Below are 17,329 nucleotides of genomic sequence, written 5' to 3'. Positions count from 1 at the left end.
GACAGGTGTCCGACGTTGCAGCCATGCGGCACGATTTGTCCGGCGCTCAGCTGGGGGTATGGCTGGCGCAACAGCTGGAGCCCGCCAGCTCCCGCTACAACGTCGGCGTATGCCTGGAGATCGACGGACCCGTCGACACCGAGCGCTTCTCGGCGGCGGTGCGCCTGGTGGCCGCGGAGACCGAGTCGCTGCGCGTCCGGTTCGACACCGACGCCGAAGGCCCCTTCCAGATCCTCACGCCGGACTGCGAAATCCCCTGCCACGTCCTGGACATGACGGACGAGCAGGACCCGCGGGCCGCCGCCGAGGCCTGGATGCGGCACGACCTCACCACCCCGCTCGACCTGCGCCGCGCACCGCTGTTCACGCACGCCCTGATCGCCACGGGCCAGGACAGCTTCGTCTGCTACATCCGCTACCACCACATCCTGCTCGACGGCTTCGGCCTGATGCTCTACGTGCGCCGCCTCGCCGCCGTGTACTCCGCGCTCGTCGCGGGCGAGGAGTACCCGCCGAGCACCTTCGGCGCCCTGGAGCACCTGGTCGGCGAGGACGCCGCCTACCGCGAGTCGGACGCCTTCGCCGCCGACCGGGCCTTCTGGCTGGAGCAGTTCGCCGACGCGGGCGAACCGGCCACGCTCGCGGGCCGCTCCGCGCCCGCCGCGCCCACCGCGCTGCGCGGCAGCGCCCCGCTCTCCGAGGAGCGGGCCGACCGGCTCACCCGCGCCGCCGCGGCGACCGGCGGCCCCCGCTCGGCGCTCCTGATCGCCGCCATGGCCGCCTACGTCCACCGGATGACCGCCGCCGAGGACGTCGTCCTCGCGCTGCCCGTCAGCGCCAGGGCGGGCCGCACCGCCCTGTCCACGCCCGGCATGCTCGCCAACGAACTGCCGCTGCGCCTGCGCGTGGAGCCCGGCATGAGCTTCGCGGAACTGGTCGGCCAGGTCTCCCGCGCGGTGGGCCAGGTCCTCAAGCACCACCGCTACCGCGGCGAGGACCTGCACCGCGATCTCGGCCTGTCCGGCGGCGAGTCGGGCCTCGCGGGGCCGATGGTCGACATCCTCTCCTACGTGCGCATCCCGTCGTTCGCGGGCAGCGAGGCGACCATCCGCCCGCTCTCCGGCGGACGCGTGCGCGACCTCATCGTCACCGTCTACGGCGACCCGCACGGCGGCATGCGCGTCGACTTCGAGGCCAACCCGCGCCTCTACACGCAGGACGAGACACACGCCCACCAGGAGCGCTTCCTGCGGCTGCTCGGCGCCCTCACCGAGGACCCGGCGCGCCCGCTCGACGAGCCCGAACTCCTCGCGCCCCACGAGCGCGACGCCGTCCTGACCACCTGGAACGACACCGGCCACGAGGTGTCCGCCGCCACCCTGCCCGAGCTCTTCGAATGGCAGGCCGCGCGCACCCCCACCAGGCCCGCCCTCACCTTCGAGGACACCACCCTCACGTACGCCGAGCTCGACGCCCGCGCCACCCGGCTCGCCCGGCACCTGACGCTGCACGGCGCGGGCCCCGAGCGCTTCGTCGCCGTCGCCGTGCCGCGCTCCGTCGACCTCGTCGTCAGCCTGCTCGCCGTCCTGAAGACGGGCGCCGCCTACCTGCCGGTCGACCCCGACTACCCGGCGGACCGCATCGCGTACATGCTCGAGGACGCCCGGCCCGCGCTGCTGCTCGCGGCCGCCGACGTCGCGGAGCGGCTGCCGCACACCGAGGGCGTGCCGCACCTCGTCCTCGGCGAGGACACGCCCGGCGACTGCGCGGCCGCCGAGGGCGAGAGCCCGCACACGGCCACCGCGGCCCGCGCCTGCCCGCCCGACCTGCGCCACCCCGCGTACGTCATCTACACCTCCGGATCGACGGGCCTGCCCAAGGGCACCGTCGTCTCGCACGGCGCCATCGTGAACCGCCTGCACTGGATGCAGGACACCTACGGCCTCGACGAGAGCGACCGGGTCCTGCAGAAGACGCCGTCCGGCTTCGACGTGTCGGTGTGGGAGTTCTTCTGGCCGCTGATCGTCGGCGCCACCCTCGTCGTGGCCCGCCCCGACGGACACCGCGACCCGGTCTACCTCGCCGAGCTGATCCGCCGCGAGCGCGTCACCACGCTGCACTTCGTGCCGTCCATGCTGCACGCCTTCCTCCAGGCCAACCCGGTGCCCGAACGGGGCGCGCTGCGCCGCGTCTTCTGCAGCGGCGAGGCACTGCCGCGCGAACTGCTCGCCGAGTTCCAGACCACCTGGAACGTGCCGCTGCACAACCTCTACGGCCCCACCGAGGCCGCCGTCGACGTCACCTACTGGGACGGCTCGGGCGAGCCCACCCACGGGCCCGTGCCGATCGGCCGCCCGGTGTGGAACACCCGCTGCTACGTCCTGGACGCCGCACTGCGCCCGGTGCCGCCCGGCGTCCCCGGCGAGCTCTACCTCGCGGGCGTCCAGCTCGCCCGCGGCTACCTCGGCCGCAGCGCCCTGACCGCCGAGCGCTTCGTCGCCAACCCCTTCGCGGCGGGCGGCGAACGCCTCTACCGCACCGGCGACCTGGCCCGCTGGAACACCGACGGCACACTCGGCTACCTCGGCCGCACCGACCACCAGGTCAAGCTGCGCGGCTTCCGCATCGAGCTCGGCGAGATCGAGGCCAGGATCGCCGCGGAAGCGGACGTCGCGCACGCCACGGTCCTGGTCCGCGAGGACCGCCCCGGAGACCAGCGCCTGGTCGCCTACGTCGTCGCGGCGCCCGGCACGTCCCCCGACACCGAGCGGCTCGCGCTCGCCCTCGCCGGGGACCTGCCCGCGCACATGGTGCCCTCCGCGTTCGTCGTCCTGGACACGCTGCCGCTGACCGCCAACGGCAAGCTCGACCGCAAGGCGCTGCCCGCGCCCGAGTACGGCCCGCAGGGCGCGGGACGCACTCCGCGCACCCCGCGCGAAGAGGTCCTGTGCCAGCTGTTCGCCGACGCCCTCGGCCTGGAGCGGGTCGGCATCGACGACAGCTTCTTCGACCTCGGCGGGCACTCGCTGCTCGCCACCCGGCTCAGCAGCCACATCCGCGAGGCACTCGGCCTCGACGTACCGATCCGCCAGCTCTTCGACACCCCCACCATCGCCGGGCTCTCCGCCGCCCTGGACCGGGCGGGCACCACGCGCGCCCGGCTCACGGCGGGCGCGCGGCCCGAGCGCCTGCCGCTCTCGCCCGCCCAGCGGCGCCTGTGGTTCCTGCACCGCCTCGAAGGCCCGTCGGCGACGTACAACATGCCCGCCGTGCTCCGCCTGCGCGGTCAACTCGACGCGGCAGCCCTGGAGTCGGCGCTCGGCGACGTCGTCGCCCGGCACGAGACGCTGCGCACGGTCTTCGCCGAGGACGAGTCGGGCGCCCACCAGAGCGTGCTCCCCGTCGACGCCGCCCGCCCCGTGCTCGTCACCGAGCGCACCGACGCGCACCTCGTCGACGAGCGCGTCGAGCGGGCCGCCCGGCACACCTTCGACCTGACGGCCGAAATCCCTTTGCGCGCCTGGCTGTTCGAGACCGGTGCCGACGAGCACGTGCTGTTGCTCCTGCTGCATCACATCGCGGGCGACGGTTGGTCGATGGGTCCGCTGGCCCGTGACCTGGCGACCGCCTACAAGGCCCGGCTCGCGGGAAGTGAGCCGGGTTGGGACGCGCTTCCCGTGCAGTACGCGGACTACGCGCTGTGGCAGCACGACATGCTCGGCGACGAGACGGACCCCGAGAGCCCGCTGTCCCGTCAGCTGGACTACTGGCGCGAGTACCTCGCCGACCTGCCCGAGCAGCTGCGCCTGCCCACCGACAGGCCCCGCCCCGACTCGCCCACGCAGCGCGCCGGATCGGTGTCCTTCACCGTCCCCGCGGAGCTGCACGGCGCCCTCGTCGACCTGGCCAGGGGCACCCACTCCAGCGTCTTCATGGTCACCCAGGCCGCCCTCGCCACCCTCCTGCACCGCCTCGGCGCGGGTACCGACATCCCGATCGGCACCCCGATCGCGGGCCGCACCGACAAGGCCCTCGACGACCTCGTCGGGTTCTTCATCAACAGCCTCGTGCTGCGCGCCGACACCAGCGGCAACCCGACGTTCCGCGAGCTCCTGCACCAGGTGCGCGGGCGCGACCTGGCCGCCTACAGCCACCAGGACCTGCCCTTCGAGCGGCTCGTCGAGGCCCTCAACCCGACCCGCTCCGCCGGTCACCACCCGCTGTTCCAGACCCTGTTGACCTTCGACTCGACACGGCTCGACGCGACCGAGGGGCTCACGGGCCTTCCCGGACTCGACGTCACCGTCGAGCAGGCCGAAGCGGCGAGCGCCAAGTTCGACCTGTCCTTCTCCTTCGACGAGCGCACCGACGACGAGGGGCGCCCCGCCGGGCTCGGCGGACTCGTGGAGTACAGCGCCGACCTGTTCGACCGGCACACCGTGGAGACGCTCGTCGAGCGCCTGCTCCGCGTCCTCGCCGCCGTCGCCGCGGAGCCGGAGCTGCGCATCGGCGCCGTCGACATCCTCGACGCCGCCGAGCGCGACCAGGTCCTGCCCCGCCCGGAGGGCCCGGCCTCGCACGCACGGCCCGGCACGCTCGTCGACGCCTTCGAGGCGCAGGCGGGCCGCACGCCCTCGCGCGCCGCGCTGACCTTCGACGGCGACTCCTTCACGTACGCCGAGATCAACGCCCGCGCCAACCGGCTCGCCCGGCTCCTCGCCGGGCGCGGCATCGGCCCAGGATCCGTCGTCGCGCTGGCCCTGCCCCGCTCGGCCGAACTCGTCGTGGCGCTGCTCGCCGTCGTCAAGTCCGGCGCCGCCTACCTGCCGCTCGACCCGGACTACCCGGCGGAGCGCATCGCCTACATGCTCCAGGACGCCGCCCCCGCCGCCGTCCTCACCGACACCGCCACGGCCGAGACCCTGCCGGTACGCACCGCCGTGGAGCTCACCGTCGACGCCCCCGAGGCCGACGGGCTGCCGGACCACGACCTGACCCCGGACGAGCGGACCCGCGCGCCGCACCCGCTCGACACGGCGTACGTCATCTACACCTCGGGATCGACCGGCAAGCCCAAGGGCGTCCTCGTCCCGCACAAGAACGTGACGCGGCTCTTCTCCGCCACCGACCACTGGTTCGGCTTCGACGAGAACGACGTCTGGACGCTCTTCCACTCCTACGCCTTCGACTTCTCCGTATGGGAGTTGTGGGGCGCGCTGCTGCACGGCGGCCGCCTCGTCGTCGTACCGCACCGCGTCAGCCGCGACCCGGGCGCCTTCCGCGCGCTGCTCGCCGACGAGGGCGTCACCGTCCTCAACCAGACGCCGTCCGCCTTCTACCAGCTCGTCGCCGCCGACCGCGAGGCGCCGAAGTCCGCGCAACTCGCCCTGCGCTACGTGGTGTTCGGCGGCGAGGCGCTCGACGTGACCCGGCTGGGGGACTGGTACGCGCGGCACGCCGACGACGCGCCCGTCCTGGTGAACATGTACGGCATCACCGAGACGACCGTGCACGTCACCCACCTCGCCCTGGACGAGGCCGCCGTGACGGGCCCGGCCGGACTCATCGGCACCGGCATCCCCGACCTCAGGGTCTACGTCCTCGACGCGTACCTGCAGCCGCTGCCCGCCGGTTCCGTCGGTGAGATGTACGTCGCGGGCGCCGGTGTCGCACGCGGCTACCTGGGCCGTCCGGGGCTGAGCGCCGAACGGTTCGTCGCCGACCCGTTCGCGGCCGCCTACGGCGAGCACGGGACCCGCATGTACCGCACCGGTGACCTCGCGCGCCTGGGCACGGACGGCGTCCTGGAGTACGCGGGCCGCGCCGACCAGCAGGTCAAGCTGCGCGGCTTCCGCATCGAACTCGGCGAGATCGAGGCCGCGTTGGCCGCGCACCCCGACGTCGCCGACGCCGCGGTCATGGTCCGCGAGGACAGCCCCGGAGACCAGCGCCTGGTCGCCTACGCCGTCGTACGGGCCGAGGCGACCACCGCCGCGGACCTGCGCGATCACGCGGCCGCCGCGCTGCCCTCGCACATGGTGCCGTCCGCCGTCGTCCTCCTGGACCGGCTGCCGCTGACCGCCAACGGCAAGCTCGACCGCAAGGCGCTGCCCGCGCCCGAGTACGGCCCGCGGGGTGCGGGCCGCGCGCCGCGCACCCCGCGCGAGGAAGCCCTGTGCCGCCTGTTCGCCGACGCCCTCGGCGTCGAGCGGGTCGGCATCGATGACAGCTTCTTCGACCTCGGCGGGCACTCGCTGCTCGCCACCCGCCTGGTCGGCCGGGTCCGCGCCGTCCTCGGTGCCGAGCTCCCCGTCCGCCAGCTCTTCGACACCCCCACCGTGGCCGGTCTCGCCGGGGCCCTCGACGAGGCGGGCACCGCGCGAACGGCGCTCACCGCGCGCACCAGGCCGGAGCGGCTCCCGCTCTCGCACTCCCAGCGCCGCCTGTGGTTCCTCAACCGCCTCGAAGGCCCCTCGGCGACGTACAACATCCCGGCGGCCCTGCGCCTGTCCGGCCAACTCGACGTGACCGCCCTGGAGTCGGCGCTCGGCGACGTCGTCGCCCGGCACGAGAGCCTGCGCACGGTCTTCGCCGACGACGCGGACGGGCCGCACCAGGTGATCCTGGACGCGGACGCAGAGAACGCGCGTCCTGAACTGACGCTTGTCCACACGGATGAGGCGGGCCTGAACGACGAAGTGGCGCGCGCCGCACGGCACATCATCGACCTGACCTCTGAAATCCCGTTGCGCGCCTGGCTGTTCGAGACCGGTGCCGACGAGCATGTGCTGTTGCTCCTGCTGCATCACATCGCGGGTGACGGTTGGTCGATGGGTCCGCTGGCCCGTGACCTGGCGACCGCGTACAAGGCCCGGCTGTCCGGCGTGGAGCCGGGTTGGGACGCGCTTCCCGTGCAGTACGCGGACTACGCGCTGTGGCAGCACGACATGCTCGGCGACGAGACGGACCCCGAGAGCCCGCTGTCCCGTCAGCTCGACTACTGGCGCGAGCACCTCGCGGACCTGCCCGAACAGTTGCGCCTGCCCACCGACAGGCCCCGGCCCGCGCAGGCCACCCAGCACGGCGACACCCTCGCCTTCACCGTCCCCGCGGAGCTGCACGCCCGCCTGGACGCGCTGGCCGCGGAGACCCGCTCCAGCGTCTTCATGGTCACCCAGGCCGCGCTCGCCGCCGTCTTCTCGCGGCTCGGCGCGGGCGACGACATTCCGGTCGGCTCGCCCATCGCGGGCCGCACCGACAGCGCCCTCGACGACCTCGTCGGGTTCTTCATCAACAGCCTGGTGCTGCGCACCGACACCAGCGGCGAGCCGACGTTCCGCGAGCTCGTGGACCGCGTCCGCGCCACGGACCTGGCCGCCTACACCCACCAGGACCTGCCTTTCGAGCGGCTCGTCGAGGTCCTCAACCCGGTGCGCTCGCTCAACAGGCACCCGCTGTTCCAGGTGTGGCTGACCGTCCACGACACCCAGCGCGACGCGCTCGCCGCCCTGGGCGCGCTGCCCGGCATCACCGTCACGACGCACCAGGTGGACCAGGGCAGTTCACGCTTCGACCTCGCCTTCGAGCTGAAGCAGCACCGCGCCGACGACGGCACCGCCGCCGGGCTCGAAGGAACCGTCGAGTACAGCACCGACCTGTTCGACGCGGCCACCGTCCGCTCCGTCGTCGACCGGCTGCTGCGCTTCCTCGACGCCGCCACCGCGGACCCCGACGGTCCCGTCGGCGCCGTCGAGCTGCTCGGCGACGACGAGCGCGAGCGGCTGCTCGTCGAGTGGAACCGCCCCGCGGCGCCGACCGCGCACCCCACCGTCTCCGAACTCTTCGAGCAGGTCGCGGCCGCGCACGCCGACAGGCCCGCGATCGTCGACGACGAGCGGACCCTCACGTACGCCGAACTCGACGCGCGCGCCAACCGTCTCGCGCGACTGCTCCTCGCCCGCGGCGCGGGCCCCGAGCGCACCATCGCCGTCGCGATGCCCCGCTCCACCGATCTCGTCGTCGGCGCGCTCGCCGCGCTCAAGGCGGGCGCCGCCTTCCTGCCCGTCGACCCCGACCAGCCCGACGACCGCGTCGCCTACCTGCTCACCGACGCGCGGCCCGCCGTCCTCGTCACCACCGCCGAAACGGCGGCCCGGCTGCCCGACGCGCGCTGCGAGAGCGTCGTCCTCGACGACGCGGCGACGGCCGCCGTGCTCGCCGCACAGCCCGCCGAAGCGCTCACCGAGGCCGAACGGGGCGCCCCGCTGCGGCCCGGGAACGCCGCGTACGTGATCTACACCTCGGGAACGACCGGACGTCCCAAGGGCGTCGTCGTCTCCCACGCGGGCCTGCCCCACCTGACGGCGACCCACGTCGACAGCGTCGGCGTCACCCCCGAGAGCCGCGTCCTGCACAACCTGGCGCCCGCGTTCGACGGCGCGTTCTGGGAGGTGTGCATGGGCGTGCTCACCGGCGCCGCCCTCGTCATCGTCCCGCCCTCCGTCGCCCCGGGACCCGACCTCGCCGCGTACGCGCGCCGCCACGAGGCCACCCACGCCACGCTGCCGCCCGCCGTCCTCGCCCTCGTCCCCGAAGGTGCGCTGCCCGAGCGGATGACGCTCGTGGTGGCCGCCGAGGCGTGCTCGCCCGAGCTAGTGGAGCGCTGGTCGGCGGGGCGCGTGATGCTCAACGCGTACGGCCCGACCGAGACGACCGTCTGCGCCACCATCAGCGCCCCGCTCGCCGGCCGCGCCGTGCCGCCGATCGGCCGCCCCATCGCGGGCACCCAGGTGTACGTGCTCGACGAGCGCCTGCGGCCCGTGCCGCCCGGCGTCCCCGGCGAGCTCTGCGTCGCGGGCGCGGGCCTGGCCCGCGGCTACTTCGACCGGCCCGCGCTCACCGCCGAACGCTTCGTCGCCAACCCCTTCGACGCGGCGGGCGGGCGCATGTACCGCACCGGCGACCTGGTGCGCTGGCGCGCCGACGGCACGCTCGAATACCTGGGCCGCGCCGACAACCAGGTCAAGATCCACGGCCTGCGCGTCGAGCTGGGCGAGATCGACACCGTCCTCGAAGGGCACCTGGCCGTCGCCCAGGCCGCCGTCCTGGTCCGCGAGGACCGCCCGGGCGACCGCCGCCTCGTCGGCTATGTGACGCCCAGCGCCGGTACCGGTACGCCGGACGCCGCCGGTACCGGTACGCCGGACCCCGCCGAACTCCGCGCGTACCTGCGCGAGGTGCTGCCCGAGTACATGGTCCCCGTCGCCATCGTCGTGCTCGACGCGCTGCCGCTGACCTCCACCGGAAAGCTCGACAAGAAGGCCCTGCCCGCCCCGGACTTCCAGGCGGACGCGGGCAGCGGCGAGCGCGGTCCGCAGGGCCGGATCGAGGAGGCGCTCTGCGCGCTCTTCGCCGACATCCTCGGGCTGGAGAAGATCGGCGTCGACGACGGCTTCTTCGACCTCGGCGGCGACAGCATCCTCTCCATCCAGCTGATCAGCCGGGCGCGGGCCGAGGACATCAGGCTCACCGTGCGCGACGTGTTCGAGCGCCAGACGGTCGCCGCGCTCGCGCAGTCCGTCGAGGAGGCGCTCGCGGCCGCGGGCACCCAGGAGACGGCGGACTCCGCCGTGACCGTCGCCGACACCGCCGCAGCCGCGGCGGACGAGGCGCGCCCCGCCCGGTGGACGCCGATCATGCGCTGGTTCGCCGAACTCGGCGCGCCCGTCGCCCCGTTCAACCAGTCGGTGGCCGTCCAGGTCCCGGCAGGGGCGGAGCTCGATGCCGTGACGACCGCGGTCCAGGCCGTCGTGGACCACCACGACACGCTGCGGATGCGCACCGGCGCCGTACCCGGCGACGTGGAGATCATGGCCGAGGGCACGGTCCAGGCCGCCGACCTCGTGCGCCGCTTCGACGCCACCGGTCTCGAAGGCGCCGAACTGGAGGCCGCGGTGCGCCGCGAGGCGCGGCGGGAGCGCGGCCTCCTCGACCCGGCCGAGGGCCGCATGCTGCGCGCGGTGTGGTTCGACCGGGGCGGTCAGGAAGGGCTGCTCGCCCTCGTCGCCCACCACTTCAGCGTCGACGGCGTCTCCTGGCGGATCCTGCTCCAGGACCTCGCGGAGGCGTACGAGGCGGCCGAGCACGGCAGCTACACGATCCTGGCCGAGGTCGGCACGCCGTGGTCCCAGTGGGCCCGCGCGCAGTCCGACACCGGCGACGATGGTGCGTCCGGCGCCGAACTCGCCTACTGGCAGGGCGTGGTGGCCGGTGCGGACGACCGCGGGACCTCGCGGCTCGACCCCGCGCGCGACACCCAGGAGAACGCGGGCCGCATCGCGCTCAGCCTGCCCGCCGACCTCACCCGTTCCCTGCTGACCTGGGTGCCCGGCGCCCTGCACACCGGCATCTCGGACGTGCTGCTCGCCGCCTTCGGCTCCGCGATCGGCGACTGGCGGCGCTCGCGCGGCCTGCGCGGCGGACCCGTCCTGGTCGACGTCGAGCAGCACGGCCGCGACGAGGCGCCCGGCACCGACCTCACCCGCACTCTCGGCTGGTTCACCGCGCTCTACCCGCTGCGCCTGCCCACCGGCGGCACGGTCGGCGACCTGGTGCGGGACGTCAAGGAGTGCACGCGTGCCGTGCCCGGACAGGGCGCGGGATACGGGCGACTCCGGTACGCCCAGGGCACGTTGGCTGCGCACGCCGCCCCCGAGTTCCTCTTCAACTACCTGGGCCGCGTCACCGGCTCGGGCGAGGGCGAGGCGTGGGGCGTCGCCCTGCGCGACGTCGCGGGCACCGACCCCGCGATGCCGCTCGACCACCCGGTGGCGCTGAACGCCGCCACCGAGGACGGCGAGGACGGGCCGCGCCTGCGCGTGGAGTGGACGTACGCCCCCGGCCTGTACGCCGAGGAGGACGTCAGGCGCCTCGCCGAAGGATGGTTCCAGGCGCTGGAGGAGCTCGTCACCTACGCGGGCCGCCCCGACGCGGGCGCGCTCGTCCCCTCCGACGTGACGCTGCCGGGACTCACCCGGGCCGACATCGACCACCTGGAGAAGGCCGCGGCGGCCCCGCTCGCCGACGTCCTGCCGCTGACCCCGCTCCAGGAGGGCTTCGTCTTCCTGAACCTGGCGGACGACACCGCGCTCGACGTGTACGTCGGGCAGATCGTCCTCGACCTAGACGGCGAGGTCGACGCGGAAGGCCTGCGCACGGCCGCGCGGCAGCTCCTCGACCGGCACCCCAACCTGCGCGCGGGCTTCCACCAGCGCGCCGACGGGTCCTGGGTCCAGGTAGTGCCGCGCACCGCCGAAGTTCCGTGGCGCTACGCGGACTTGGCCGCATCGGCCGACATGGAAGACGCCGCCGCCCGGATCGCGGAGGAGGACCGCTGGGCCGAGTTCGACCTGGCCCGTCCGCCGCTGCTCCGCTTCACCCTGATCAAGCTCGGTGACGCGCACCACCGGCTCGTCATGACGAACCATCACATCCTCTTCGACGGCTGGTCCCTGCCCGTCGTCTTCCGCGACCTGCTCACCCTGTACGCGCGCCGCGACGGCTCGGGGAAGATCCGCGCGCTGCCGAAGCCGCGCGACTTCCGCGACCACCTCGGCTGGCTCGGCCGCCAGGACAAGGACGCCGCCCGCACCGCCTGGACGCGGTCGCTCGGTGACCTCGACGCGGGCTCGCTCCTCGCGCCGGACGCAGGGCCCGTCGTCACGGCCCCCGGCCAGGTCCCCTTCCGGGCGGGCCGCGAGCTAAGCGAGGACCTCACCCGGTTCGCCCGCGCGCACGGCCTCACCGTCAACACGGTGGTGCAGGGCGCCTGGGCACTGGTCCTCGCCCAGCTGACCGGCGCCTCGGACGCCGTCTTCGGCGTCACCGTTTCCGGCCGTCCCGCCGAGCTGCCCGGTGTGGAGAGCATGGTCGGCCTGTTCATCAACACCGTGCCGCGGCGGGCGCACATCGACCCCGCCGAGCCGGTCGGCCAGTACCTGCGCCGCCTCCAGGAGGAGCAGACCAGGCTCCTCGACCACCAGTGGGTGGGCCTGGCCGAGGTGCAGAACTGGGCGGGATCCACCGGCCTGTTCGACACCGCGATGGTCTTCGAGAACTACCCGCTCGACGGCAACGCCCTGGACGAGACCCTGAACGCCGCGGGCCTCGCCATCGCGGGCATCCAGACCGCCGACAGCACGCACTTCGCCCTCAACCTCGTCGCCGACCTGCGGGATGCGGAACTCAACGTCCGGTTCGACCACCGCTCCGACGTCCTGACGGAGGAACAGGTCCGCGAGATCGCGGAGCGCTTCGGCCGGGTCCTCGCGGCGTTCGTGGCCGACGCGGAGGTGCCGGTGGGCCGGATCGGTCTGCTGGGAGCGGTGGATCGTGAGCGGGTGTTGGTGGAGTGGAACGGTGACACGAGTGGTGTGGTGTCGTCGGTGTCGTCGGTGTCGTTGCCGGAGCTGGTCGCGGAGCGGGCGCGCCTCGCGCCGGATGCCGTGGCCGTGAGTGACGAGAACTCCCGACTCACCTATGCCGAGTTGACGGACCGCGCGGACCGGCTCGCCCGATACCTGATCACGCGTGGCGTGGGCGCCGAGCGGTTCGTCGCCGTGGCGATGCCGCGTGGCGTCGACGCGGTCGTGGCGCTGCTCGGCGTGCTGCGGGCCGGTGCGGCGTACGTGCCGGTGGACCCGGAGTACCCCGTCGAGCGGATCGCGTACATGTTGGAGGACGCGGCGCCGGTTCTGGTGCTCGCATCCGAGGGCGTGGCGGCGAAGCTTCCTGCTTCTGAGGTGCCGGTCGTCGGACTCGATGGGCTTGAACTAGCAGACAAGGGTGCGGAGTTGGCGGCTCCGTCGCCGACCGATCCTGCCTATGTCATCTATACGTCGGGTTCGACCGGCCGTCCGAAGGGTGTGGTGGTCGAACACCGCGCTGTGGCCGCTTACTTGGGCCATGCGGGTGCCGCCTACCCGGACGCGTCCGGTGCGACGGTGCTGCACTCGCCGCTGTCCTTCGACCTGACGGTGACCGCGCTGTGGACCCCGTTGACCGTCGGCGGTCACGTCCACCTCACCGCCCTGGACGAGGGCGACGTCGCGGCCCGTCCGCAGCCGTCCCTGATGAAGGTGACCCCGAGCCACCTGCCCATGCTCCAGGAGCTGCCCGACACGGCGAGCCCGAGCGGGACGCTGATCATCGGCGGCGAGCAGCTGACCGGCGAGGCGCTTGCCGCGTGGCGTGAGCGTCACCCGTCCGTCCGTGTCATCAACGCGTACGGTCCGACCGAGTCGACCGTGAACTGTGCGCAGTTCGAGATTCTGCCCGGTCAGGCGGTCGCCAACGGTCCCGTGCCGATCGGTCGTCCCTTCGGTCATCTGCGGATGTACGTCCTGGATGGTGCGCTGCGGCCCGCCCCGGTGGGTGTCGCGGGTGAGCTCTATCTCGCGGGCCCGCAGTTGGCGCGCGGTTACTGGGGCCGCGCGGGTCTCACCGCCGAGCGTTTCACCGCCGACCTGTACGGCGAGCCGGGTGCGCGGATGTACCGCTCGGGTGACCTCGCCCGCTGGAATCACGAAGGCCAGCTGGAGTACGTCGGCCGTACCGACCACCAGGTGAAGCTGCGCGGTCACCGCATCGAGCTCGGCGAGATCGAGTCCGCCGTGCTCGCGCACCCGGCCGTCGCCCAGGCCGCCCTCGTGCTGCGCGAGGACGAGCCCGGCGACCAGCGCCTCGTCGCGTACGTCGTGCGGGCCGATGGAGCCGACCTCGCGGCCGCCGACGTACAGACGCGGCTGCGTGCCGAACTCCCCGACTACATGGTGCCGTCGGCGGTCGTCGTGCTGGACGCGCTGCCGCTCACCGTGAACGGCAAGCTGGACCGGGTCGCGCTGCCAGCGCCCGCCTACACCGACCGTCCGGCGGGCGGTCGTGGTCCGCGTACGCCGCAGGAAGAGATCCTCTGCACGCTCTTCGCCGAGGTGCTCGGACTCGACCGGGTCGGCATCGACGACGACTTCTTCACCCTCGGCGGGCACTCCCTGCTCGCCACGCGGCTCGTCAGCAGGATCCGGCAGGGCCTCGACGCCGAAGTCTCCATCCGGCAGGTCTTCGACAGGCCGACCGTGGTCGCGCTGGCCGAGGCGCTGACGGCGACGGGCCGTGCCCGTGCGCCGCTGGCCCCGCGGCCGCGTCCCGAGCGGCTTCCGCTGTCGTACAGCCAGCGCAGCATGTGGCTCCTGCACAAGCTGGAGCCCGAGTCGACGGCGTACAACATCCCGACCACCCTGCGGATGACCGGTGACCTCGACACCGTGGCGCTGCGCGCGGCCCTCGCGGACGTCGTGGCTCGCCACGAGAGCCTGCGCACCGTCTACGCGGAGGACAAGGAGGGCGACTACCAGCTCGTCCTGGCCGCCGACGAGGCACGGCCCGCCCTGCCGGTCGTGGAGTGCGACCGGGAGGCGGTGGCCGACCGTCTCGCGGACGCGACGCGGTACGTCTTCGACCTCTCCGCCGAACTCCCGGTGCGCGCAACCCTGTTCAAGGTGACGCCCGACGAGCACGTGCTTCTCCTGCTCGTCCACCACATCGCGAGCGACGCCTGGTCGCGTGTGCCGCTGGCCCGCGATCTGACCACCGCCTACACGGCCCGCGTGGGCGGCTCGGCCCCCGAGTTCGCGCCGCTGCCCGTGAGTTACGTGGACTACGCGCTGTGGCAGCGCGACGCACTCGGCAGCGTGGCCGACGCGGACAGCGTGCTCGCCCGCCAACAGAACTACTGGGCCGCTCAACTCTCCGGTCTGTCGGAGGAGTTGCGGCTGCCCGCCGACCGGCCGCGGCCCGCCGTCGGCGGTCAGGGCGGCGACCGGACCGTGTTCACCGTGCCCGGCGACGTGCACCAGCGGCTCGGCGCACTGGCCCGTGAGACCGGCAGCAGCGTCTTCATGGTCGTGCAGGCCGCGCTCGCCGCGCTCCTCAACCGGATCGGCGCGGGCGATGACATCCCGATCGGCACGCCCGTCGCCGGACGCACCGACAGCGCGCTGGACGACCTCGTCGGCTACTTCATCAACACCCTGGTCCTGCGCACCGACGCGAGCGGTGACCCGACGTTCCGCGAACTGCTCGACCGGGTGCGGCGCACCGACCTGGAGGCGTACGCCCACCAGGACCTGCCCTTCGAACAGCTGGCGGAGACCGTCAACCCCGTCCGCACGCCGGGCCGTCACCCGCTCGTCCAGGTGACGCTCAACGTCACCCACGTCGACGCGGGTTCCGTCGCCCGGCTGCCCGGACTCGACGTGACCTTCGAGCACGCCGAGGTGACGGGGGCCAAGTTCGACCTCGCCTTCAGCCTCGCCGAGGAGCGCACGGAGGCGGGCGAGCCCGTCGGCATGGTGGGCGCGCTCGACTACCGCACGGACCTCTTCGACGCCGCCACGGCCGACGAGCTCGCCCAGCGCCTGCTGCGCGTCCTCACCGACGCCGTCACTCACCCGGACCGGCCGCTGAGCCGTGTCGACCTGCTGGGTGCGGCGGATCGTGAGCGGGTGTTGGTGGAGTGGAACGGTGACACGAGTGGCGTGGTGTCCTCGGCGTCGCTGCCCGAGCTGGTCTCGGCGCGGGCACGGGTCGCACCGGACGCCGTGGCCGTGAGTGACGAGAACTCCCGACTCACCTATGCCGAGTTGACGGACCGCGCGGACCGGCTCGCCCGATACCTGATGACGCGGGGTGCGGGCGCCGAGCGTTTCGTCGCCGTCGCGATGCCTCGTGGTGTCGATGCCGTGGTGGCCCTGCTCGCGGTGGTGAGGTCCGGTTCCGCGTACGTTCCGGTGGATCCGGAGTACCCGGTGGAGCGGATCTCCTACATGTTGGAGGACGCCGCGCCGGTTCTGGTGCTCACCTCGGCCGAGGCGGCGGGCGGACTTCCCGAGGCGCAGGCCCCGGTCATCGTACTCGATGGCCTCGAACTGCCCGACGAGAGCGGCGAGTTGACTGCTCCTGCCCCCAGTGACCCCGCCTACGTCATCTACACGTCGGGCTCGACCGGCCGCCCCAAGGGTGTCGTGGTCGAACACCGCGCCGTTGCTGCCTACTTGGGCCATGCGGGTGCCGCCTATCCGGACGCGTCCGGCGCGACCGTCCTGCACTCGCCGCTGTCCTTCGACCTGACGGTGACCGCGCTGTGGACCCCGTTGACCGTCGGCGGTCACGTCCACCTCACCGCCCTCGACGAGGGTGATGTCGCGGCCCGTCCGCAGCCGTCCCTGATGAAGGTGACCCCGAGCCACCTCCCGATGCTCCAGGAGCTGCCCGACACGGCGAGCCCGAGCGGGACGCTGATCATCGGTGGCGAGCAGCTGACCGGCGAGGTTCTCGCGGCCTGGCGTGAGCGTCACCCATCCGTACGTGTCATCAACGCGTACGGTCCGACCGAATCGACCGTGAACTGCGCGCAGTTCGAGATCGAGCCCGGTCAGGAAGTCGCCAACGGTCCCGTACCGATCGGTCGTCCCTTCGGGCATCTGCGCATGTACGTCCTCGACGCCGACCTCCAGCCCGTACCGCCCTCCGTGGCCGGTGAGTTGTACCTCGCGGGTCCGCAGTTGGCGCGCGGCTACTGGGGCCGGGCCGGTCTCACCGCCGAGCGCTTCACCGCCGACCCGTACGGCGGTCCCGGTGCGCGCATGTACCGCTCGGGTGACCTCGCCCGCTGGAACCGTGACGGTCAGCTCCAGTACCTCGGCCGCACCGACCACCAGGTCAAGCTGCGCGGTCACCGCATCGAGCTCGGCGAGATCGAGTCCGCCGTCCTGGCGCAGCCGGGAGTCGCTCAGGGCACCGTCGTCGTGCGCGAGGACCAGCCGGGCGACCAGCTCCTCGTCGCGTACGTCGTACAGGCCGATGGAGCCGACCTCGCGCCCGCCGACGTACAGACGCGGCTGCGCGGCGGGCTCCCTGACTACATGGTGCCTTCGGCGGTCGTCGTGCTCGACGCGCTGCCGCTGACCGTGAACGGCAAGCTCGACCGGGCCGCGCTGCCCGCGCCGGAGTTCGGCGGCGCCGCGCAGGCGCGGCGGCTGCCGCGCTCCCCGCAGGAGGAGATCCTCTGTGCGCTCTTCGCCGAGGTGCTCGGTGTCGATGCCGTCGGTGTCGACGACGACTTCTTCGCGCTCGGCGGGCACTCGCTGCGCGCCACCCGGCTCGTCAGCAGGATCCGGCAGGCGCTCGACGTGGACGTCTCCATCCGGCAGGTCTTCGACCTGCCGACCGTGGCGGGCCTCGCGGAGGCCCTGACGGGTGCCGCCCGCGCCGC

Annotated in this window: 1 protein-coding gene (only partly in view); it reads left to right on the top strand. The window is 73.3% G+C overall.

Annotated elements, in window-relative coordinates; genetic code table 11:
• Nucleotides 1-5 precede the first annotated feature (5 nt).
• Nucleotides 6-17,329, top strand: partial view of a non-ribosomal peptide synthetase gene (locus tag CP970_RS09640; protein ID WP_055543444.1) — the 5' portion only. Its footprint extends 4,675 nt past the window's final position; only the first 17,324 of its 21,999 coding nucleotides appear in the window; the start codon lies at nucleotides 6-8; its stop codon lies beyond the right edge, outside the window.

Source organism: Streptomyces kanamyceticus, from assembly GCF_008704495.1.
GTDB lineage: Bacteria > Actinomycetota > Actinomycetes > Streptomycetales > Streptomycetaceae > Streptomyces > Streptomyces kanamyceticus.
The sequence above is the reverse complement of the archived record's forward strand: the minus strand, read 5'-3'. Positions and strand labels throughout refer to the sequence as shown.